This window comes from Pseudomonas sp. AOB-7, assembly GCF_003696305.1.
Lineage (GTDB): Bacteria > Pseudomonadota > Gammaproteobacteria > Pseudomonadales > Pseudomonadaceae > Aquipseudomonas.
On sequence record NZ_RFFK01000004.1, the window covers coordinates 360,147 to 380,157 of the forward strand.

At 70.3% G+C, this 20,011-nt stretch carries 21 protein-coding genes; 4 read left to right on the forward strand and 17 right to left on the reverse strand.

What is annotated here, in order from left to right; genetic code table 11:
• Positions 1 to 131 precede the first annotated feature (131 nt).
• Both gdhA and EA796_RS10555 read right to left on the reverse strand, forming a co-directional pair.
• Entirely contained in the window at positions 132 to 1,469 is a 1,338-nt protein-coding gene (gdhA, locus tag EA796_RS10550; RefSeq protein WP_122108582.1) for an NADP-specific glutamate dehydrogenase, read from the reverse strand.
• Positions 1,470 to 1,652: 183 nt separating this feature from the next.
• The gene (locus tag EA796_RS10555; protein ID WP_122108583.1) at positions 1,653 to 2,459 is read right to left on the reverse strand and encodes a 1-acyl-sn-glycerol-3-phosphate acyltransferase; all 807 of its coding nucleotides are present in this window, start codon (positions 2,457 to 2,459) and stop codon (positions 1,653 to 1,655) included.
• Between the two features lie 88 nt (positions 2,460 to 2,547).
• Between EA796_RS10555 and EA796_RS10560 the strand changes: the two genes are divergently transcribed.
• The 4 genes from EA796_RS10560 (at position 2,548) to EA796_RS10575 (ending at position 6,234) form a co-directional block, all read left to right on the forward strand.
• Positions 2,548 to 3,402, forward strand: a complete 855-nt coding sequence (locus tag EA796_RS10560; RefSeq protein WP_122108584.1) for a sulfurtransferase — start codon at positions 2,548 to 2,550, stop codon at positions 3,400 to 3,402.
• Positions 3,403 to 3,596: 194 nt separating this feature from the next.
• Positions 3,597 to 4,076: a hypothetical protein gene (locus tag EA796_RS10565; RefSeq protein ID WP_021442621.1), complete on the forward strand. Its 480-nt coding sequence runs from the start codon at positions 3,597 to 3,599 to the stop codon at positions 4,074 to 4,076.
• A 217-nt stretch (positions 4,077 to 4,293) separates the two neighbouring features.
• Positions 4,294 to 5,559, forward strand: coding sequence for an OmpP1/FadL family transporter (locus tag EA796_RS10570; protein WP_122108585.1), 1,266 nt, complete (start codon positions 4,294 to 4,296; stop codon positions 5,557 to 5,559).
• A gap of 63 nt (positions 5,560 to 5,622) precedes the next feature.
• The gene (locus EA796_RS10575) at positions 5,623 to 6,234 is read left to right on the forward strand and encodes a response regulator (protein WP_021442619.1); all 612 of its coding nucleotides are present in this window, start codon (positions 5,623 to 5,625) and stop codon (positions 6,232 to 6,234) included.
• Between the two features lie 6 nt (positions 6,235 to 6,240).
• Here the strand turns inward: EA796_RS10575 and EA796_RS10580 are convergent, their stop codons facing one another.
• The 15 genes from EA796_RS10580 to cbiB all read right to left on the reverse strand — a co-directional run bounded on the left by EA796_RS10580 (position 6,241) and on the right by cbiB (position 19,990).
• Complete coding sequence (locus tag EA796_RS10580; RefSeq protein ID WP_122108586.1) at positions 6,241 to 8,010, reverse strand: hybrid sensor histidine kinase/response regulator; 1,770 nt, start codon at positions 8,008 to 8,010, stop codon at positions 6,241 to 6,243.
• Between the two features lie 12 nt (positions 8,011 to 8,022).
• On the reverse strand, positions 8,023 to 9,087 hold the full coding sequence (locus EA796_RS10585; RefSeq protein ID WP_122108587.1) for a lipase secretion chaperone: 1,065 nt from the start codon (positions 9,085 to 9,087) through the stop codon (positions 8,023 to 8,025).
• A gap of 46 nt (positions 9,088 to 9,133) precedes the next feature.
• Positions 9,134 to 10,060 carry a triacylglycerol lipase gene (locus tag EA796_RS10590; RefSeq protein ID WP_122108588.1) on the reverse strand — a complete coding sequence of 309 codons (927 nt, stop codon included), beginning with the start codon at positions 10,058 to 10,060 and terminating at the stop codon, positions 9,134 to 9,136.
• A gap of 160 nt (positions 10,061 to 10,220) precedes the next feature.
• A complete protein-coding gene (locus EA796_RS10595) occupies positions 10,221 to 10,769 on the reverse strand; it encodes a glutathione peroxidase (protein WP_021445066.1) in 549 nt (182 codons plus the stop codon).
• A 65-nt stretch (positions 10,770 to 10,834) separates the two neighbouring features.
• Positions 10,835 to 10,960, reverse strand: a complete 126-nt coding sequence (locus EA796_RS23430; protein WP_256679207.1) for a hypothetical protein — start codon at positions 10,958 to 10,960, stop codon at positions 10,835 to 10,837.
• Positions 10,957 to 12,162, reverse strand: coding sequence for an MFS transporter (locus tag EA796_RS10600; RefSeq protein ID WP_021445175.1), 1,206 nt, complete (start codon positions 12,160 to 12,162; stop codon positions 10,957 to 10,959). The genes EA796_RS23430 and EA796_RS10600 overlap by 4 nt, the downstream gene beginning before the upstream one ends.
• Positions 12,163 to 12,226: 64 nt before the next feature.
• Entirely contained in the window at positions 12,227 to 12,631 is a 405-nt protein-coding gene (locus tag EA796_RS10605) for a MarR family winged helix-turn-helix transcriptional regulator (RefSeq protein WP_021445174.1), read from the reverse strand.
• An 85-nt stretch (positions 12,632 to 12,716) separates the two neighbouring features.
• The gene (locus EA796_RS10610; protein WP_147459045.1) at positions 12,717 to 13,574 is read right to left on the reverse strand and encodes a hypothetical protein; all 858 of its coding nucleotides are present in this window, start codon (positions 13,572 to 13,574) and stop codon (positions 12,717 to 12,719) included.
• A 59-nt stretch (positions 13,575 to 13,633) separates the two neighbouring features.
• A complete protein-coding gene (locus EA796_RS10615) occupies positions 13,634 to 14,368 on the reverse strand; it encodes an adenosylcobinamide-GDP ribazoletransferase (protein WP_122108590.1) in 735 nt (244 codons plus the stop codon).
• A complete protein-coding gene (cobC, locus tag EA796_RS10620; protein ID WP_122108591.1) occupies positions 14,365 to 14,940 on the reverse strand; it encodes an alpha-ribazole phosphatase family protein in 576 nt (191 codons plus the stop codon). The genes EA796_RS10615 and cobC overlap by 4 nt, the downstream gene beginning before the upstream one ends.
• Positions 14,937 to 15,992 (reverse strand): nicotinate-nucleotide--dimethylbenzimidazole phosphoribosyltransferase, encoded by a 1,056-nt coding sequence (gene cobT, locus EA796_RS10625; RefSeq protein ID WP_122108592.1) that lies wholly within the window; start codon positions 15,990 to 15,992, stop codon positions 14,937 to 14,939. The genes cobC and cobT overlap by 4 nt, the downstream gene beginning before the upstream one ends.
• The gene (gene cobU / locus EA796_RS10630) at positions 15,989 to 16,510 is read right to left on the reverse strand and encodes a bifunctional adenosylcobinamide kinase/adenosylcobinamide-phosphate guanylyltransferase (RefSeq protein ID WP_122108593.1); all 522 of its coding nucleotides are present in this window, start codon (positions 16,508 to 16,510) and stop codon (positions 15,989 to 15,991) included. The genes cobT and cobU overlap by 4 nt, the downstream gene beginning before the upstream one ends.
• Before the next feature lie 129 nt (positions 16,511 to 16,639).
• On the reverse strand, positions 16,640 to 18,097 hold the full coding sequence (locus tag EA796_RS10635; protein ID WP_122108594.1) for a cobyric acid synthase: 1,458 nt from the start codon (positions 18,095 to 18,097) through the stop codon (positions 16,640 to 16,642).
• Positions 18,094 to 19,089 (reverse strand): threonine-phosphate decarboxylase CobD, encoded by a 996-nt coding sequence (gene cobD / locus EA796_RS10640; protein ID WP_122108595.1) that lies wholly within the window; start codon positions 19,087 to 19,089, stop codon positions 18,094 to 18,096. The genes EA796_RS10635 and cobD overlap by 4 nt, the downstream gene beginning before the upstream one ends.
• Entirely contained in the window at positions 19,082 to 19,990 is a 909-nt protein-coding gene (gene cbiB, locus EA796_RS10645) for an adenosylcobinamide-phosphate synthase CbiB (RefSeq protein ID WP_122108596.1), read from the reverse strand. The genes cobD and cbiB overlap by 8 nt, the downstream gene beginning before the upstream one ends.
• Positions 19,991 to 20,011: the final 21 nt, after the last annotated feature.

Consider the following 20,011-nt stretch of genomic DNA (forward strand, 5'->3'; position numbering starts at 1 on the left):
CAGCATGCCTGAATCGGCCGGGCAGCACAGCCCCGCCAGAAACGACGAGGCCCCGCGTTGACACGCGAGGCCTCGTGACTACAGCGACGCTGCTTTCAGAGCCTTTTCAAAGTCAGCCTTTGAGCAGGTTCTCAGACCACGCCCTGCGCCAGCATGGCATCGGCCACCTTGACGAAGCCGGCGATGTTGGCGCCCTTGACGTAGTTGATCCGGCCCTTCTCCTCGCCGTGGTGCACGCAGGCGTGGTGGATGTTCTGCATGATGCCGTGCAGGCGCTCGTCCACCTCGCCGGCGCTCCAGTGCAGGCGCATGGCGTTCTGGCTCATCTCCAGGCCGCTGGTGGCCACGCCGCCGGCGTTGGAGGCCTTGCCCGGGGCGTAGCAGATGCCGGCCTCGACGAACAGGTCCACCGCTTCCAGGGTCGAGGGCATGTTGGCGCCTTCGGCCACGCAGATACAGCCGCTCCTCAGCAGCGCGCGGGCATCCTCGCCGTCCAGCTCGTTCTGCGTCGCGCAGGGCAGCGCGATGTCGCAGGCCAGGCGCCAGGGCCGTTGCCCGGCGAGAAACTGCAGGCCGAAGTGCTCGGCCATCTCGCGCAGGCGGCCGCGGCGCTGGTTCTTCAGCGCCATCAGGTACTGCCACTGCTCGTCACTCAGGCCGCCCTCGGCGTACAGGGTGCCCTCGGAGTCCGACAGCGAGATCACCCGCCCGCCCAGTTCCATGACCTTCTGCGCCGCGTACTGGGCGACGTTGCCGGAGCCGGAAATGGCCACGCGCTGGCCCTCGAAGCCCTGATCGATACGCTTGAGCATCTCCTGGGCGAAGTACACGCAGCCGTAGCCGGTGGCTTCGGGGCGGATCAGGCTGCCGCCGTAGCTCAGGCCCTTGCCGGTGAGCACCGAGGTGAACTGGTTGGACAGGCGCTTGTACTGGCCGAACAGGTAGCCGATCTCGCGGGCGCCGACGCCGATATCGCCGGCCGGCACGTCCAGATCCGCACCGATATGGCGGTACAGCTCGTTCATGAACGACTGGCAGAAGCGCATCACCTCGCCCTCGCTCTTGCCCTTGGGATCGAAGTCGGCGCCGCCCTTGCCGCCGCCCATGGGCAGCGAGGTCAGCGAGTTCTTGAACACCTGCTCGAAGGCGAGGAACTTGAGCACGCCCAGGTTGACCGAGGGGTGGAAGCGCAGGCCGCCCTTGTACGGGCCGATGGCGCTGCTCATCTGGATGCGGTAGCCGCGGTTGACCTGCACCTGGCCGCGGTCGTCGACCCAGGGCACGCGGAACAGGATGGCGCGCTCCGGCTCGACCATGCGCTCGAGAATGCCCGCCTCGCGGTAGCGCGGATTGGCCTCGAGGAAGGGCCACAGGCTGCGCACCACTTCCTCCACCGCCTGGTGAAATTCCGGCTGATCGGGATCGCGCTGCTTCAGGCGCGACAGGAAGCTTTCAACGGACAACGACATGCGGCACCTCGACGCCAGGCAGACAGAATGCGCGGCACTCTATCAGCAGCAAAGGCACCAAAACAGATCAATATGTCGCCTTTATGAAACTATTTGGTGCGCAAAACCTATCGGGAAAACCCTCTAAAACAGTGAATTCAGAGCACCCAACAGAAAATCGCACCAGATCGACTCAGATTACGCTCACTTTTCGAGCACACAAGCAGGTGCAACGCCCGGGCTCGGCGCCGGCATCTGCGATGGGGCGCCGTAGAGCAGGCGCTCCATGCCGGCACGGGTATCGAGCATCAGCCGCGGCAGCTCGTCACGGCGGTAACGGCCGGCGTCGATCGGCGCGCCGATCAGCAGCTGCACCGACTGATCCAGGTTGAAGCGCCAAGTGCGCGCCGGCAGCACGTGCTGGATGCCGCGAATGGTCACCGGCACGATGATCGCGTCGGTATCCAGGGCCAGGTGGAAGCAGCCCTTCTTGAACGGCTGCAGGCGGCCATCCGGCGAGCGCGTACCCTCCGGCGCGGCCCACAGGACGATGCCGCTCTCCATCATCTGCCGCGCCCGCGCCAGGTCGCGCAGCGCTTGTTCATGCTGCTGGCGGGCGATGGAGGGAAACTCGGCGGCGCGCATGGCGCGGCCGAGAAAGGGGATGCGGAACAGCTCGCGCTTGGCCAGCATGCGGATCGAACCGGGCAGGGCGACGAAGCTGGCGGGGATGTCGTAGTGGCTGGCGTGACTGCACAGGATCAGGTAGCGGCGGCCGTCGCCGAAGTCCGGACAGGCGCCGTGCACCGCCAGGCGCATACGCACCAGGCGCAGCAGCAGCTGCGACCAGCGGCGGGTGTAGCGGTCGACGCGGGCGCGGTCGAGCCGACCGACGGTAGCCAGGCCGATCACCCGCAGGCAGAAATACAGGGTCACGGCGAGCGAACCGAGCACCACGCCAACACGGCGGGCCAGGGTCGCACTCTGGGCGATGGGTTGCAGGCTCAGCATAAATAGCTCCTTCTTCGCGGGAGATGGCTGCAGCGCAAAGGCTTGACGTTATGATGCCGGCAATCGCCGCCACGACACAGGAGCCACCATGCCGCTCGCGCAACTGCTCACCCCCGCCCAGCTGCAGCAACGCCTGGGGCAAGCCGAGCTGGTCCTGCTCGATTGCCGCTTCGCCCTCGACGACCCGGCCTACGGCCGGCGCAGCTATCTGGAAGGGCATATTCCCGGCGCCTGCTTCGCCGACCTCGAAGAGGACCTGTCCGGGCCGCTCGTCAAAGGCGTCACCGGGCGCCACCCGCTGCCCGACCCGGCCCGGCTGAATCAGCGCCTGCGCGACTGGGGCCTGCGCGCGGGCAGCCAGGTGGTGCTCTACGACGACGGCCCCGGCGCCTTCGCCGCACACGCCTGGTGGTTGCTGTTGTGGCTGGGCAAGCGCGACGGCCTGTACCTGCTCGACGGCGGCCTGAAAGCCTGGCGCGAGGCCGGCCTGGCGCTCGACCGGCGGCAACCGACGCCCACGCCCGGCGACTTCGCCGGCCAGGCGGACGCCAGCCTGCTGGTGGACGCCGAGCAACTGACCCGGCGCCTGGGTTCGGCCGATCTGTGCCTGCTCGACGCCCGCGCCCTGCCGCGTTTTCGCGGCGACGTGGAGCCGCTCGACCCGGTCGCCGGGCATATCCCCGGCGCCCAGTGCGCGGCGTTCACCGACAACCTCGACGCCGACGGCTATTTCCTCCCCGCCGAACAGCTGCGCGCGCGTTTCGATGCCCTGCGCGGCGCGCGCCCGGCGCAAGGCCTGGTGGCCTATTGCGGCTCGGGGGTCACCGCCTGCCACAACCTGTTCGCCCTGAGCCTCGCCGGTTATCCGCTGGCGCCGCTCTACGCCGGCTCCTGGAGCGAATGGATCACCGATCAGCGGCGCCCCATCGCCACCGGCGATTGAAGCGGCTTAAGTACCAGCAGGAATATGGCAAATAACCGAAAGCCGAAAACAATTTAAAAACAGCTCTTTACAGTGAAAAGGTCGCACTAGACTTGAGGATGAGCGGCTAACCCCGCTTCCGGTGGGGCCTTTATCAGAACGACGAACAAGGCTGCCAAGCGCCCGGCCCCACCGGCACCCTTCGCGAGGATGCCATGGGAATAGCCGCCTGCGATCTCAGCCAGCACGTCATCCGCCCTACCCTGCTCTACCTGGGGCGTCACTCCGCCGTCGCCGAGGCCCTGCTGCTCGGCACCGCGGCCAGCCAGTCGGCGCTCGGCAGCGCCCTGGACGACCGTCGCGGCCATGGCCTGTACCGCATCGCCGAACAGCGCCACCTGCAGTTGTGGGACCAGCACCTGGCGCGCGACCCGGAGCTGGCCAGCCGGGTGCGTGGCCTGGCCAGCCAGCACGCCTTTCTCGCCGCGCCGCACCTGGAGCTGACGGTCAACCTGCGCTACGCCACCGCCATCGCCTGGCTGCTTATAGAAGCCGAGCAGGCCGAGCTGCCGGACGCCGACGACCTGCTCGGCCTGGCCCGCGTGTGGCGCCAGGTGTTCCAGCCGCAGGGACGGCTGTGCGACTTCATCGACGCCTGGCAGCGCTGGGTCGGTCAGTTCAGTCGGGTCGCCTAGCGGGCAGCACGCCGCACCCCGCGCAGCACAGTCACCACAGGCAGGGTGCCGAGGCGCCGCGGCAAGGCCCGAGAGCGCCAAACACAATCTGTAGTAATGTCCGACAATTCGCAAAATTGTCCGACAATATCCCCATTTTCTCTGAACTTATGTGGCTTGGCAGGGGTCAGGAAAAACTGTAGCGTGCGCCCCCCGCCTCACCCACAGGAGTTCTCTCGTGAGCAAACGCCTCCTCAAGACCGGCCTGGCCATGGCCATCGCCGCCACCTCGAGCCACGGCCTGGCCAGCGGCTTCGCCATCAACGAACAGAGCGTCAGCGCCATGGGCACCGCCTTCGCCGGGCGTTCCTCGGCCGCCGATGACGCCACCACCGTCTTCGGCAACCCGGCCGGCATGGCCCGCCTCAAGCGCGAACAGGTCAGCGGCGGCCTGGCGGCGATCATCGCCAAGAGCGATATCGACGACGCCGAGAGCACCATCCCCGGTAGCAACGACGGCGACATGGTGCCGTTCGTCGCCGCGCCCATGGGCTATTACGTCAAGCCGCTGGACGAGCAGTGGAGCTTCGGTTTCGGCCTCTACGTGCCCTTCGGCCTGGTCACCGACTACGAGCGCAACTTCCAGGGCCGCGGCTACGCCAACCTCAGCGAAGTGCGGGTGATCACCCTGCAGCCGACCCTCAGCTACCGCTTCAACGACCAGTGGTCGGTCGGCTTCGGCCCCACCCTCAACCATATCGAGGGCCAGCTGACCTCGACCATTCCCAACCCCTTCCTGCCCAGCTCGGCGGCCGGCCAGGTAAAGGTCAAGGGCGACGACTTCGCCATGGGCTTCAACGCCGGCGTGCTGTTCGAACTGAACGCCGCCACCCGCTTCGGCCTGACCTATCACTCCAAGGTGGACTACAAGCTCAAGGGCCACACCAAGGTCGAGAGCGACGGCCTGCTGGCCGGCTCCGCCGGCAAGTACGATGCCAGCCTGGAGCTGCAGACGCCCGAGTCGGTGGATTTCTCGGTGACCCACGCCCTCGACGAGCGCTGGACCCTCTACGCCGGCAGCACCTGGACGCGCTGGAGCCGCCTGCAGGAGATCACCGTGGACAACAAGGGCGTGGCCGGCCCGTTCGCCGCCAACCTCACCACCATCACCGAGAAACAGGGCTGGCACGACACCTGGGCGCATGCCGTGGGCGCCGCCTACCAGCTCAACAAGCAGTGGGTGCTGCGCGCCGGCGTGGCCGTCGACCAGTCGCCGACCAACAATCGGCACCGCTCGCCGCGCATCCCCACCGGCGACCGCACCATCTTCAGCGTCGGTGCCGGCTGGAGCCCGAACGACGACCTGACCCTCGACCTGGCCTACTCCTACCTGATGGAAGAAGACGCCAAGATCGACCTCGACGAGCCGCTCAAGGGCTCCTACCGCGCCACCTACCGGAACAGCGCCCACGGTCTTGGCGCCCAGGTGACCTACCGCTACTAATCGGCGCCGGAGATTGGCTACACTCGCGCGGCAGAACAACAAGAAAAGCCGCGTGAGAACATCATGACTGCCCTCTGCACCACCCTGCCCGACCGCCTGCGCCTGCTGCTGGTGGACGACCACCGGATCTTCCTCGATGGCCTGGCCCTGGCCCTGGCGCCACTCGCCCGAGACCTGCAGGTGCACACCGCGCACAGCGCCGCGGAAGCCGAACAGCGCCTGCGCCAGCATTCCTACGACCTGATCCTGCTCGACCTGCGCCTGCCCGACGAACCCGGCCTGGAGCTGCTGCAACGCTGGCTGGCGCGCGGCGACGCCACCCCGGTGGCGATCCTCAGCGCCAGCGACTCGAGCCTGGATGCCCAGGCCGCGCTGGCCGCCGGCGCGCTCGGCTTCATCCCCAAGAGCGCCGATGGCAACGCCCTGCGCCAGGCGGTCACCCGCGTGCTGCTCGGCGAAACCCTGCCGGCCCCGGCCAGCGCCTCGCCGCTGACCCCGCGCCAACTGGAAATCCTCCAGCTGCTGGCCGAAGGCCTGCCGAACAAGGCCATCAGCCGCCAGCTGGGCCTGGCCGAGGACACGGTGAAAACCCACCTCAAGGCGCTGTTCGAGGTGTTCGCCGTGCACACCCGCACCGCCTGCGTTAGCGCCGCACGCCAGCGCGGCTGGCTGTAGTCGGCGTCAGGCCGTTTCCTGCTCCGCGCTGCGCGGCAGCAGGCTGGCCAGCACCTGGCGCAGGCGCGCCGGCAGCAGCGGCTTGCCCAGCGGCATGACGTGCGCCGGCAGGCAACGCTCCTGCAGCTCGGGGCTCAGATCGGCGCTGATCAGCAGCGCCGGCAGCATCTGCCCGGCGGCCTCGCGCAGGCACTCGATGGCCTGCAGCCCGTCGCCCGACTCGGCCAGGCGGTAATCGCTGATCAGCAGCTGCGGCGGTTCGCGGCGCAGGGCGGCCAGGGCGCCGGCCAGGTCGGCACAGGCCTGTACGTCGCAGCCCCAGCGGCGCAGCAGGCCGGCCAGGGCCTCGCGCCCAGTGGCGTCGTCCTCCAGCAGCAGGATGCGTCCGCGCAACCGCCGCACGCCGTCGCTCGCCGCCAGCGCCGACGCCGGCACCTCGGCCAGCGGCAGACGCAGGACGAAACGCGCCCCGGCGCCGGGTTGCGAATGCAGTTGCAGCGGATGCTCCAGCACCGCAGCCAGCTGCCGCACTATGGCCAGGCCGAGGCCCAGACCGCGCTCGACATTGCGCCCGGGGTTGTCCAGCTGACGAAACTCCTCGAACACCAGCGCCTGCTCCGCCTCGCTCAAACCGCGGCCGTCGTCGCTCACCTCCAGCAGCAGCGTGCCGCCTTGCACGCGCGCGCTCAGGCTGAGCTGCCGCGCCCCGGCGTGCTGCAGGGCGTTGCTCAGCAGGTTGCGCAGCAGCCGCTCCAGCAGCAGGGGGTCGCTGCGCACGCCACAGTCGGCGCACTCCAGGCGCAGCGCCACGCCCTGCTGCTGCGCCTCCGGGGCCAGCTCGCCGAGCAGGCGTTCGAGCAGCGGGCGCAGGGCGAAGGCATGCGGCCTGGCCTGCACGCCGCCGGGCAGGGTCAGCCGGCTGTAGTCGAGCAGCGACTGCAGCAGGCGGCCGAGCTGCTCCACCGAGGCGGCCAGACGTGCGCTGATGCGCTGGGTCTGGGCATCGCCGCCCTGCTCGACCAGGTGCTGGGCGTACAGGCCCATGGCGTTCAACGGCTGGCGCAGGTCGTGGCTGGCCGCCGCCAGCAGGCGCAGCTTGCGCGCGTCGTCGGCCTCGGCGCGCTGGCGCGCCAGATCGAGCAGGCGCAGGTTGAGCCAGGCGCCGCGCTGACCGTGCTCCTGCATATAGGCACCGACCGTGCCGATCAGGTTGGCGCAGAACAGGAACATGGCCTGATAGGCCAGCTCGTCCCCCGCCTCGCCGAGGCCCAGGCCGAGCCCGACGAACAGCAGGCAGAAGCCCCAGCTGCACAGGCCGATCGCCCGCAAGGACAGGCCGAGCAGCGCGTAGCCGAACAGCAGGATGAGGAACAGACCGTCGTAGGGCATCGCCACGCCCTGCTGCCAGCACAGGTGGACGATCACCGCGACGCTGACGCCGTTGCACAGGTAGGCGCCGGCGTAGACCGCGGCCGCCCGCCGCGGCGGCGTAGCCGCACGCCGGCAGTAGACGAACGCCAGCAGCACCGCGCCCAGCGCCAGCAGGCGCAGCGGCAAGGCCGAGAGGCTGACGGCCAGCGGCATGGCGAAAATATCCAGCAGTGCGTAGGCCAGCTGGAACAGCACCGCGGTGGCGGCGATCAACGGCAGGCGGCGGCGAATGCGCTGCACCCGGTGCTCGACGAACGCCTGCTCCAGCGCCGGCACGAAGCACAGCCGGCTGTAGCCGCGGCGCTGCTGGGCCAGCAGCAGGCGCTCCTGCTGCTCGACGCTCATGGGCACCGCCGCTCAGGGCTGGGGCGGCGTCTGCGGCTGCTTGGCGGCGATGGCGTCATAGGTCTCCACCCGGTGTCGATCTTCGCTGGCGAACAGCCGTTCGCGCAGCCGTTGCTGCGCCTGCGCGCCATCCGCCGCGCTCAGCCCCTGGCCCTGCAACCCGGCCAGCTCGGCGCGGTAGGCCTGGTAGCGCTGCTGCCAGTCGCGCTCGCGGCGCTGCTCGGCCAGCAGGCGCTGCACGGTGGGCGGATCATAGGTCATCGCCAGGAACTCGCGCACCTGTTGCTCGTCCGCGCCGTCGCGCCACAGCTGTTCGCTGCGCGCCAGTTGTGCCTGGGCCTGCTGCTGGCGCAGCTCGCTGGCACGCAGCGCCTCCGGCAACTGCTGGCGCAGCTGCTCGTGCAACTGCGCGCGCTGCGCCTCGCCGAGGTCGTCGCGCTGCTGCAGCGCCAGGCTGTCCAGGGTGTAGCGGGCGTAGGCCTGCTCGGCGCCGAACAGTGCCTCCTGCGCGGCGGCCGAGAAATGCGTGCGGCGCAGGGCATCCAGGCGCTCGAAGGCCTGCTGCAGCGCCTGCAGCTGGGCCTGGGGGTCGACCTGCTGGCGGGCGTTCAGCGGCTGCTGCAACAGTGCCAGGCTGGCGCGCTTGTAGTCGAGGTAGTCGCCGAGCAGGTTGGTCAGCTGACCCAGCGCCGGCTCCTGCAAACGTGCGCCAGCATCGGCCAGCAGCGCCGCGATCGAGGCGTCGAGGCCGGAGTGGTCGACGGCGCTGAGGAAATAATCGAAGTAATCGCGCAGCGCCAGCTCCAGCACCAGATTGCCGGCGGCATCGGTCTGCAGTCGGCCGTCGACTTCGGTGCCGGCCAGGCTCGGCAGCGGCGCCGCTGGCGCCTGTGGCGTGGCGGTGGGCGTCGCCGCGGCTGCGCGCGGCACCGACGCTGGCGCTGGCTGCTCGACGCTGGCGCCGACGGGAGCGACGAAGGCGGACGGCACGGCCTCGGCAGCCGGCCAGCGCCAATACAGGGTGAGACCGCCGGCGAGCAGCGCCGCGGCCAGGCAAAGGCTCAGGGATCGGGACATGAGCAACTCGCTGCGGCGGGCCGGCGGGCCCGCCGCGGGTGGGAGGTCAGATGCCTTTGTTCTTCAGGCGGTTGGCGTGCTGGCGATACAGCGCTACCGGCTCGGTCCAGCCGCGGATGCCGAACAGGTGGTTGATCGCATCGACGTGGTTCATGTTGTAGCTGTCGCCCAGCACCTGGCCCAGGTAGGTGGCGCAAACGCCCACCAGGCCGTCGTTCTTCTCGCTGCCGAAGGCCAGGCCAGTGAAGGCCAGGAAGGGATCGGCGGCATCGAAGACGTTGGTGTAGGCGGCGTTGCCGGTCCAGGAGTAATAGCGAATGCTGTGTCCGCGCACGTTATGCACTTCCGTGGACTTGGCGCAGTAGCTACTGCTGTTCACGCCCCAGGGATGGCGGCCGTTGAGCGCGGTGGTGCCGGGGGTGGTCAGGGTGGCCAGGGCATTGAGGCCGTTCTGCGGGTTGCTGGCGCCGGACAGCAGGTTGATCAGCGAACCGAGCGCATTGGCGATGGCGTTGGCGCCGCCTTCGATGGCGCCGCCCGGCGGGATCACCCCGCGCACCACGTCGGCCACCTTGGAGCCCTTGTTGACGCCGTTGATCGAGGTCACCGAGGCCACCAGGTCGGGGCGCAGCGAGGCCGCCACCCGCGAGGTGGGCGAGCCCTGGCTGTGGCCGATGAGGTTGACCTTGCCGCCGCCGGCGGCGGCCCAGGGCACGATCTGCCGGGCCAGCTCGGCGCCGCGCTGTTCGCTGTCGTTGAACGCGGCGACGCTGGCGATATGCACCTTGGCGCCGTCGCGTTCGAGGTTCCAGGGGATGGTGTGGAAGTAGTTGACCAGCCCGCCGATGGTGTCGAAGCCGGTGATGCCGTGCACCAGCACGATCGGGTGCTTGGTCTGGGTGTAGTTGGCCTGGGCCTGGGCGGCGCCGAGCAGGGCCAGAGTGGCAAGGGCAGTGGTATAGACGCGACGCATGGGTGCCTCCGTTATTGTTCTTGTGGGCACGCCGGGGAACTGCGTCCGGCGCCGCGCCAGTCTAGGCAGGCAGCCGGGCACGGCCCATCGCCCAGATGGGTGAGAGGCTGTGCATCGGGTCTCGTTTGCTAAGACGGCAGGCGGCGCGCCTGCCGCGGGCTCAGGGCTGCGAGGCGATGGCCCGCTCGACCGCCTCGATCAGCTGCGGATCGTCCGGCTTGGTCAGGCTGGAGAAGCTGGCGAGCACCTTGCCCTGGCGGTCGACCACGTACTTGGAAAAATTCCAGCGCGGCGCCTTGCTCTGCTCGGCCAGGCCCTTGAACAGCGCAATGGCCTCGGCACCGGTGACCACCTGAGGCTCGCTCATGGTGAAGGTCACACCATAGTTGACGTAGCAGACGGTGGCGGTCTTCTCGCTGTCGTCGGCTTCCTGACGGAAGTCGTCGGAGGGCACGCCGAGCACTTCCAGGCCCTGGCCCTTGTAGCGCTGATAGAGCGCCTCGAGGCCTTTGAACTGCGGGGTGAAGCCGCAGAAGCTGGCGGTGTTGACCACCAGCAGCGGTTTGCCGGCGAACTGGCACAGGTCGATGCTGTCCTTGGCCCGCAGGCGCGGCAGCTCGCCCTGCAGCAGGGCCGGACAGTCGGCGGCCAGCGCCGGCACGGCCAGGCCGGACAACAGGAGGGTACAGGCGAAGCGGCGCAGCGACATGGTGGTTTCCCTGAAGAGTCTGGTGCTATCCGGCCACGCTACTCGTCATGCGTGCCCAGGGCAACTCAGCAGAAGCTCATGCCCAGCTGCAGCAGCGCCAGGCCGCCCTGCCGCCAGCCCCACCAGGCCAGCGCCAGCAGCAGGCCCGCCGCCAGCAGCGCGGCGCCGATCAGCAGCGGCCGCGTGCTCACGCGCCGGCCTCCTGCAGACGCGCCACCGGCACCTCGCGCACCGGCCAGTTGAGGACCGCGGCCAGCAGGCTGAGGAGGATGGAAATCTGCCAGACCAGGTCGTAGCTGCCGGTGTGGTCGTACAGGTAGCCGCCCAGCCAGCCGCCGAGGAAGGAGCCGAGCTGGTGGAACAGGAAGACGATGCCGCCGAGCATGGACAGGTTGCGCACGCCGAACAGGGTCGCCACCGTGCCGTTGGTCAGCGGCACCGTGGACAGCCACAGCAGGCCCATGGCCATGCCGAACAGGTAGGCGCTCCACTGCGTCAGCGGCGCCACCAGGAACAGGGTGATCACCACCCCGCGCGTCAGGTACAGGGCGCTGAGCAGGCGCGGCTTGGACATGCGCCCGCCGAGCCAGCCGGCGATATAGGTGCCGAAGATATTGAACAGCCCGACCAGGGCCAGCACCGTGGTGCCGGTCAGCGCCGGCAGATGATGGTCGACCAGGTAGGCCGGCAGGTGCACGGCGACGAACACCACCTGGAAGCCGCAGACGAAGAAACCCAGCGCCAGCAACCAGAAGCCGGAGTGGCCGGCCGCCTCGCGCAGCGCCTCGACCAGGGTCTGCTGAGGCCCGCTCGGTAGCGGCATCGGCTGCTCCTTGATCATCGCCGCCAGCGGCAGGATCAGCGCCACCAGCAGGCCGAGGGCGAGCAGCGCCGCCGACCAGCCGAGCCAGCCGATCAGCCCCAGGGTGCCGGGCAGCATGGCGAACTGACCGAAGGAGCCGGCCGCCGCGGCGATGCCCATGGCCATGCTGCGTTTTTCAACCGGCACGGCGCGGCCGACCACGCCGAGGATCACCGAGAAGGAGGTGCCGGACAGGCCGATGCCGATCAGCAGGCCGGCGCTCAGCGACAGCGACAGCGGCGAGTCGGCCAGGCCCATCAGCAGCAGGCCGATGGCGTACAGCAGGCCGCCGACCACTATGGTGCGGCGTGCGCCGAAGCGGTCGGCCAGCGCCCCGGTGAATGGCTGCGCCAGGCCCCAGATCAGGTTCTGCAGGGCGATGGCGAAGGCGAACACCTCGCGCCCCCAGCCGAACTCGGCGCTCATCGGCGGCAGGAACAGGCCGAAGCCGTGGCGGGTGCCCAGCGACAGGGCCAGGATCAGCGACGCGCCCAGCAGCAGCCAGGTGGTCGAGCGCCATGCGGTGGTCATTAGGGTGTCTCCCAGGGGCGGCCAGTCGCGGCCGTGAAGGCGATAAGTAAGAGCCGATACGCGATCAGGCCAGTTGTTCCAGCAGTTGCATCAGCTCGGCGCGGCGCTCCTCGCCGAGGCGTGCGTTGAGTTCGTCCTGCACCTGTTGCCAGAGCGGCAGCGCCTGCTGCAGACGCTGCACACCGGCGGCGCTGAGCAACACTTCGCGGCTGCGCTGATCGCGGCCTTCGCCGAGCTGCAGCAAGCCCTGCTCCTGCAGCACCCGCAGGTTGCGTCCCAGGGTGCTGCGATCCAGGCCCATGGCCTCGGCCAGCGCGGAAATGCTCGGCTGCCCCAGCCGCTGCACATGGCGCAGCAGGGAAAACTGGGCGGCGCCGAGCCCGACCGCGGCGAGCGCGTCGTCGTAACGTCGGGTGACCCCGCGGCTGGCGCGGCGCAATTGGGTGCAGAGGCAGGTGGTCGGCAACATGGGGTACAGGTATATACCCGCTTCGCCCCGAGACACAGGCACAGTTGCCCGCTTTGTCGGCATAACAGTCCGCCAGGGGCTTCCGCTAGCGCCCGGCGGCGCGCTGCCGGTAATAGCGGCGAAAATCCGCGGCGAATCGCGCGTAGACCTCCTCCGGCAGCCAACTCCGCTGCACCTGCAGCAGGTCCTGCGGCTGCGCCAGCAGCGCGATCACGGCGCGTTCCAGGCGCGCGGCCATGCGCGCGCCCCAGGCCGTGCGCGGGCAGTAGAAACCCACCGGCACCAGCGCATCGCCCTCCAGCAAGGGCACGCTGACCAGGCTGTCGCCGAGGCTGAAGCTGCGCGCCACCTCGGTGTAGACCATGGGGTACTCGAAGGCGTAGTCGATGCGCCGGTGGCTGACCATCAGCAGCAGGTCGTCGCCGGCGGTGCCGGCCGCCAGTTCGAGCAGGCGGCGAGCGTCCAGCGCCTGCTGCAGGGGTTCGCGAATGGCCGGCGGGTAGACCCGGCCGCGGGTCAGCGCGCCGCGCAGGTAGGGGTTGGCCAGCAGCCAGGCGAGGCTGACCCGGCCCTCGTCCAGGGCCAGCTGGGCATAGGTCTGGCGCCGCACCAGCACATGGATCGGTGGCGACTGCAGAAAAGCGACGAAGTGTCCCAGGCGGTCGCGCTCGGCGCTCTGCAACTGGCCGCTGATGCACAGCGGCTCGCCGGCCAGCAGGCGCTGCTCCAGGCGGGCGAACGGCAGCACCTCGTAGCGGATCTGCAACTCCGCCAGCTGCGCATCGAGCAGTTGCATGGCCTCGTAGAGCACGCCGTCGACCAACTCGCCGTCGCGTACGTTGAATACCCCGGGCAGCGGCAGCACGCCCCAGGTCAGGGTTTCGCCGCGCACGCCGAGCGGCAGCAGGCACAGCAGCACGAGCATCCAGCGCAGAAGAGGCATAAAGGCAGGCAATCTTTGTGGTTATGCCTGAAGCCTAGGTGATGCCGCGGGTTCTGCCTTCAGACCAGCAAGGCCAGCGCAAGGACAACGGCGCACTCGGCCAGCTCCACCAGGGCGCCGGCGGTATCGCCGGTGGTGCCGCCCAGGCGTTGGCACATCAGACGCCGCAAGCAGAAAAACACCAGCGCAGCGACCACCAGCGCCAGCCCGCCGGCCCAGCCGAACAGCAGGCAGATGGCCAGGCCGTGACCGGCCAGCAGCCAGGGCAGCTGGTGCCGCGGCAGCTGCTCGGCCAGCGCCTGGCCCAGGCCGCCGGCGCGCACGTAAGGCGTGGTCCACAGCAGCAACGGCAGCAGGCCGCGCGCCAGCCAGGGCAGCAGCACCAGCAGCAGGCCCTGCCCGGCCTGCAACAGGCTGACCAGGGCGGCGAACTTGAGCAGCAACAGCAGTACCAGCACCGTCACCGCCATCGGCCCGCTGCGCGGGTCCTTCATGATCGCCAGGGTCCGCTCGCGGTCGCCGAAGCCGCCGACCCAGGCGTCGGCGCTGTCGGCCAGGCCGTCCAGGTGCAGGCCGCCGCTCAAGCCCACCCACAGCGCCAGGATGATCGCCGCCTGCAGCAATGCCGGGGCCGCGCCCAGCAGCAAGTGAGCCCCCCACAGCAGCAGGCCGAGCAGCAGGCCCACGGCCGGATACCAGAGCAGCGAACGGCCGAGCTGCTCGGGCGTCGGCATGCCCGGCAGGCGAACCGGCAGGCGGGTGAGAAACTGCAGGGCGATCAGCGCCGGGCTCATGCCTGCTCCGTCAGGGCGCCCTGCCCGTCCAGCTGCAGGCGCACGCGCTGGGCGTAACCGACATTGACCTGCAGCAGCTCGTGGCGCGGCAGGCCGCGGGCGCGCGCCAGCAACAGACGCATCACCCCGCCATGGGTGATCAGCAGCAGGCGCCGGCCGCGGTGCGCGTCGTACAGCCGCTGCAGGGCGGCGAGGATGCGCGCCTCGAAGCGCAGCAGCGGCTCGCCGCCCGGCGGGGTGAAGGCATAGGGATCGGCCCAGAAGCGGCCGAGGGCCTCGGCATCGGTCTGCATCAGTTCGGCGGCGCTGCGCCCCTCCCAGGCGCCGAAGTGCAGCTCCTGCAGAGCGGCGTCGAAGGCCAATGGCAGCTCATGCTGCGCCGCCAGTTCCTCGGCGAAACGTGCGCAGCGCTGCAGCGGCGAGCTGACCAGCGCGTCCCAGGGCCCGGCGCCGGCCACGGCGGCGCGCAGCTGCGCCCAGCCGGCGGCGGTCAGGGCATCGTCGAGGCTGCCGCGCAGGCCGCCGCCCTGCTCGGTTTCGCCGTGGCGCAGCAATTCCAGGCGCAGGTTCATGCCGGACGCTCCGCCACCGCCGCCTCGGCGAAAGTCGCCATCTGCCCGTGCAGCGTGCAGGCCAGGCGCAGCAGCGGCACGGCCAGCGCCGCGCCGCTGCCCTCGCCGAGGCGCAGGCCCAGCTCCAGCAGCGGCTCGGCGTCCAGCGCCTGCAGCACCCGGGCATGCCCGGGCTCGGCGCCGCGGTGGGCGAACAGCAGCCAATCGCGGCAGCCGGGCTTCAGGCGCACCGCCAGCAACGCGGCGACGCTGCAGATGAAGCCGTCCACCAGCACCGCCACGCCCTGCTGCGCCGCCGCCAGGTAGGCGCCGACCAGCGCGGCGATCTCGAAGCCGCCCAGGTGCACCAGCGCCTGCAAGGGCCCTGCGAGCTGCGGTCGGTGCAGGGCCAGCGCTGCCTCAATCACCCGTACCTTGTGCGCCACTCCGGCGGCGTCCAGCCCGGTGCCGGGGCCGGCCAGCTCGGCCGGCGGGCAATCGAGCAGCCAGCAGGCCAGCGCGGCGGCGGCGGTGGTGTTGCCGATGCCCATTTCGCCGCCGATAAACAGCTCGCAGCCCACCGCGCGGGCGCGCAGCAGGCTATCGCAGCCGGCCTGCAGGCAGATCAGCGCCTGGGCATTGGTCATCGCCGGTTCGCGGGCGAGATTGCGCGTGCCGGCGCCGACATACAGATGACGCACACCTGGCAGAGTCTCCAGCGGCACGGCGGTGCCCAGGTCGATCACCTCCAGCGCGGCGTCCAGTTCGCCGGCCAGCACGCTGATGGCTGCGCCGCCGTGGACGAAGTTGCTCAGCATCTGCCCGGTCACCGCCTGCGGGTAGGCCGACACGCCCTCGGCCACCACGCCGTGATCGCCGGCGAAGATGGCGATCCACAGCCTGTCCAGCCTCGGTCGCTCGCTGCCCTGCAGCGCCGCCAGCTGGATCGCCAGGGCTTCCAGGCGACCGAGCGAGCCGGCCGGTTTGGTCAGCTGTTGCTGGCGCGCCTCGGCCTTGGCCCGCGCCACGTGATCGAGCGGCTGGCAGGGGCCCTGCCACCAGTGCAGGCTCATAGCGCCTCTCCCTTGAGGATCATCGGTAACCCGGCGACGCAGAACTGCACGCGCCGGCTGCGTTCGGCCAGGGCCTGGTGCAGCCAGCCGGCCTCGTCGACATAACGGCGGGTCAGCTCGCCCATGGGCACCACGCCCAGGCCGGTCTCGTTGCTGACCAGCAGGATGCGCCCGGGCAGCTCGCCCAGGGTGTCGAGCAGCGCGTCGCGCTCGGCGGCCAGGCGCGCCTCGTCGTCCAACAGCAGCAGGTTGGTCAGCCACAGGGTCAGGCAGTCCACCAGCAGGCAGCGCTCCTCGCGCGCCTGCTCACGCAGCACACGGGCCAGCGCCACGGGTTCCTCCACCAGCGCCCAATGCGCCGGACGGCGCGCGCGGTGCTGGGCAACGCGCGCACTCATCTCGCCGTCCAGCGCCTGGCTGGTGGCGATATACACCACCTCCAGGCCGGACTCGGCCGCCAGCTTCTCCGCCAGCCGGCTCTTGCCGGAACGGGCACCACCGAGGATCAGTTCAAGCATGTCCACTCCGTTGGGTGCGCCGTGCGCACCGTTGGCAGATCAAATACGTAGGGTGGATCGCGCTTTACCGATCCACCATTGGCAGGTGTCCAGCGATCACAGCGGTGGACGAACAAAGCGTCGTCCACCCTACGCCAGGCCACAGAGCGCCTTGAGTTGATCGGTATCCAGATGCGCCTCCACCAGATCGGCCAGGCGCTCGATATCGCGCTCGCGCAGGGCCTGGTAGTCCACCGCCTGCACCTCGCGCAGCCCGGCCCAGCGCAGCAGCGCGCCGCAGGCTTCAGGGCGCTCGAACAGGCCATGCAGGTAGGTGCCGAGCACCTGACCGTCGCCGCTCAGGCCGCCGTCGCGACGGCCATCGTCCAGGCTCACCGCGCCATTGAGGCCGGCGCCGGTGCTGACCCCGGCATGAATCTCGTAGCCGCTGACCTCGGCCTGCTCCAGGCACAGGCGGCCGCGCACGTTGCGCAATTGTTTCTCCGGCTCCAGCCGCGTTTCGAAATCGAGCAGACCGAGGCCCTCGCTGCTGCCGGCGGCGCCTTCCAGGCCGTGCGGGTCGTGGATGTGCCGGCCGAGCATCTGCAGGCCGCCGCAGATGCCCAGCAGCTTGCCGCCGTAGCGCAGATGACGGGCGATGGCGGCGTCCCAGCCCTGCTCGCGCAGCCGCGCCAGATCGGCGCGCACGCTCTTGGAACCGGGCAGGACGATCAGGTCGGCCGGCGGCATCGCCTGACCAGGGCCGACGAAACTCAGCTGCACCTGCGGGTGCAGGCGCAGCGGGTCGAAGTCGGTGTGGTTGCTGATGCGCGGCAGCACCGGCACCACCACCCGCAACGCGTCCTCGGCCTTGGCCTGCTGGCGGGTGTCGACGGCGTCCTCCGCCTCCAGGTGGAAATCCATCAGGTAGGGCAGCACGCCGAGCACCGGCTTGCCGGTGCGCTGCTCCAGCCAATCCAGCCCCGGTTGCAGCAGGGCGATGTCGCCGCGAAAACGGTTGATCACGAAGCCCTGGATGCGCGCCTGCTCGGACGGGCTGAGCAGCGCCAGGGTGCCGACCAGGTGGGCGAACACCCCACCCTTGTCGATATCGGCGATAAGGATCACCGGGCAGTCCACCGCCTCGGCGAAGCCCATGTTGGCGATATCGCCGGCGCGCAGGTTGATCTCCGCCGGCGAGCCGGCGCCCTCCACCAGCACCAGCGGGTACTGCCGGCGCAGACGCTCGTGGGACTGGAGCACCGCAGCCATGGCCACCTGCTTGTAGCCGTGATAGGCCAGCGCCTGCATATTGCCCACCGCGCGGCCGTGGATGATCACCTGGGCGCCGGTGTCGCTGTTGGGCTTGAGCAGCACCGGGTTCATGTCGGTGTGAGGTTCGAGGCCGGCGGCCTGGGCCTGCACCGCCTGGGCGCGGCCGATCTCGCCGCCGTCGGCCGTCACTGCCGAATTGAGCGCCATGTTCTGCGGCTTGAACGGCGCCACCGCCACGCCCTGGCGCCGCGCCCAGCGGCACAGGGCGGTCACCAGGGTGCTCTTGCCGGCGTCGGAGGTGGTGCCCTGCACCATCAGAGTGGCGCCGATCATTGCCCCAGCTCCTCGGCGCACTCGCGCAGGGCCTGCTGCAGGCGCTGCCAGCCCGCCTCGTGCGGCGGCAAGCCGAAGCGCAGGCTATCGAGAAAGGGAAACAGCCGCACCAGGATGCCGCGCCGCGCCAGCGCCACGTGCCAGTCGCCGGCCCGCGGCGGGCAGCAGAACTGGAACAGCGCGCAGCCGCCGGTGGGTGGCAGGCCGCAGTCGCGCAGCAGCGCGGCCAGACGCTCGCCGTCGGCCTGCAGGCGCTGGCGTTGACGCGCCTGGCCGGCGCCGTCGGCCAGCAGCTGGCGCGCCAGCTGCCGCGCCGGGCCGCTCACCGCCCAGGGCCCGAGCAGCTCGGCCAATTCGTCGAGCAGCTCCTGCTCGGCGAGGACGAAGCCCAGGCGCAGGCCGGCCAGGCCGAAGAACTTGCCGAACGAACGCAGCAGGATCATTCCCGGCTGCGCGCCGTGAGCGGCCAGGCTGTGCTCGGGGGTGCAATCCATGAAGGCCTCGTCGACCAGCAGCCAACCGCCGCGCTCGGCCAGTTGCGCGTGCCAGGCGAGCAGGCGCGGCGTCTCGATGCGCCGGCCGGTGGGATTGTTCGGGTTGACCAGCAGCAGCACGTCGAGGCGCGGCAGGGCGCGGTCGATGGCGCCCTCGCTGAGCTGCATCACCCGGTGCCCCTCGCGGCGCCAGGCGGCCGCGTGTTCGGCGTAGGTCGGCGAGAGGATGCCCACCGTGCAGCCCTTGCGCAGGCGCGGCAAGGCCTGGATCGCCGCCTGCGAGCCGGCCACCGGCAGCAGGCTGGCCGCGCCGTAGTAGTCGCGGGCGACGGCTTCCAGGCCATCGTCCGGCTCCGGCAGGCGGGCCCAGGCCTCGGCCGCAATCGCCGGCAGCGGCCAGCCATAGGGGGCGATGCCGGTGGACAGGTCCAGCCAGTCCTCCCGGGCGATGCCGTATTGCTGCGCCGCCGCGCGCAGGCGGCCTCCATGCTCAAGCACCCAGTACCTCCCAGAGTCCCAGCAGCGCCAGCCACAGCAGCACGCCGCCCCACACCAGATTCAACGCCCGTTCGATATCGCGCGCCCGCGGCGGCGGCCCCTCGCCCAGTTGCGGGCGCACATGCAGCTCGCCGTGATACTCGGCCGCACCGCCCAGGCTCACCCCCAGGCTGCCGGCGCCGGCGGCCATCACCGGGCCGGCGTTGGGGCTGTCCCATTGCGGCGCCTGGCGGCGCCAGCAGCGCAGCGCCAGGGCGCTGTGGCCGAGCAGCGCGTAGGTCAGCGCCACCAGACGCGCGGGGAGGTAATTGAGTACATCGTCGATCTTCGCCGCGGCCCAGCCGAAGCGTTCGAAGCGCTCGTTGCGATAACCCCACATGGCGTCCAGGGTATTGCTCAGGCGGTACAGCACCACGCCCGGCGCGCCGGCGACGACGAACCAGAACAGCGCGGCGAACACCGCATCCGAACCATTTTCCAGCACCGACTCGGTGCCGGCGCGGGCCACGCCGCCGGCGTCGAGCGCGGCGGTGTTGCGGCTGACCATCCAGCCGACGCGTTCGCGCGCCAGCGCCAGATCGCCCAGGCGCAGCGCCTGCGCCACCGGCCGCGCGTGCTCGCCGAGGCTACGCAGACCGAGGGCGAAGTACAGCGCAGCGATCTCCACCGCCCAGCCGAAGGCCGAGACCTGGGCCAGCAGCCAGGTCAGCAGGGTCAGCGGCAGCACCGCCAGGCACCAGGCGCTCACCCCATGGCTGCGCCAGCCGCCGCCGGCGGGGTTGAAGCGCTGCTCCAAACGATTCGCCAGGCGCCCGAAGGCCACCAGCGGGTGGCCCTGCTTCGGCTCGCCGAGCGCGGCGTCCAGCGCCACCCCGGCCAGGGTGCTGAGCGCCAGGCTCATCGCCACCGCCCGTTGCCAGTG

What these genes read in the sequence shown, in the direction of transcription:
- EA796_RS10595 (WP_021445066.1), bottom strand. Translation starts at nt 10,769, where the DNA reads ATGTCGCTGCGCCGCTTCGCCTGTACCCTCCTGTTGTCCGGCCTGGCC.
- gdhA (WP_122108582.1), bottom strand. Translation starts at nt 1,469, where the DNA reads ATGTCGTTGTCCGTTGAAAGCTTCCTGTCGCGCCTGAAGCAGCGCGAT.
- EA796_RS10580 (WP_122108586.1), bottom strand. Translation starts at nt 8,010, where the DNA reads ATGAGCGTCGAGCAGCAGGAGCGCCTGCTGCTGGCCCAGCAGCGCCGC.
- EA796_RS10560 (WP_122108584.1), top strand. Translation starts at nt 2,548, where the DNA reads ATGCCGCTCGCGCAACTGCTCACCCCCGCCCAGCTGCAGCAACGCCTG.
- EA796_RS10615 (WP_122108590.1), bottom strand. Translation starts at nt 14,368, where the DNA reads ATGAGCCCGGCGCTGATCGCCCTGCAGTTTCTCACCCGCCTGCCGGTT.
- EA796_RS10590 (WP_122108588.1), bottom strand. Translation starts at nt 10,060, where the DNA reads ATGCGTCGCGTCTATACCACTGCCCTTGCCACTCTGGCCCTGCTCGGC.
- EA796_RS10600 (WP_021445175.1), bottom strand. Translation starts at nt 12,162, where the DNA reads ATGACCACCGCATGGCGCTCGACCACCTGGCTGCTGCTGGGCGCGTCG.
- cbiB (WP_122108596.1), bottom strand. Translation starts at nt 19,990, where the DNA reads ATGAGCCTGGCGCTCAGCACCCTGGCCGGGGTGGCGCTGGACGCCGCG.
- EA796_RS10575 (WP_021442619.1), top strand. Translation starts at nt 5,623, where the DNA reads ATGACTGCCCTCTGCACCACCCTGCCCGACCGCCTGCGCCTGCTGCTG.
- EA796_RS10635 (WP_122108594.1), bottom strand. Translation starts at nt 18,097, where the DNA reads ATGATCGGCGCCACTCTGATGGTGCAGGGCACCACCTCCGACGCCGGC.
- EA796_RS10605 (WP_021445174.1), bottom strand. Translation starts at nt 12,631, where the DNA reads ATGTTGCCGACCACCTGCCTCTGCACCCAATTGCGCCGCGCCAGCCGC.
- cobU (WP_122108593.1), bottom strand. Translation starts at nt 16,510, where the DNA reads ATGCTTGAACTGATCCTCGGTGGTGCCCGTTCCGGCAAGAGCCGGCTG.
- cobC (WP_122108591.1), bottom strand. Translation starts at nt 14,940, where the DNA reads ATGAACCTGCGCCTGGAATTGCTGCGCCACGGCGAAACCGAGCAGGGC.
- EA796_RS10610 (WP_147459045.1), bottom strand. Translation starts at nt 13,574, where the DNA reads ATGCCTCTTCTGCGCTGGATGCTCGTGCTGCTGTGCCTGCTGCCGCTC.
- EA796_RS10555 (WP_122108583.1), bottom strand. Translation starts at nt 2,459, where the DNA reads ATGCTGAGCCTGCAACCCATCGCCCAGAGTGCGACCCTGGCCCGCCGT.
- EA796_RS10565 (WP_021442621.1), top strand. Translation starts at nt 3,597, where the DNA reads ATGGGAATAGCCGCCTGCGATCTCAGCCAGCACGTCATCCGCCCTACC.
- EA796_RS10585 (WP_122108587.1), bottom strand. Translation starts at nt 9,087, where the DNA reads ATGTCCCGATCCCTGAGCCTTTGCCTGGCCGCGGCGCTGCTCGCCGGC.
- cobT (WP_122108592.1), bottom strand. Translation starts at nt 15,992, where the DNA reads ATGAGCCTGCACTGGTGGCAGGGCCCCTGCCAGCCGCTCGATCACGTG.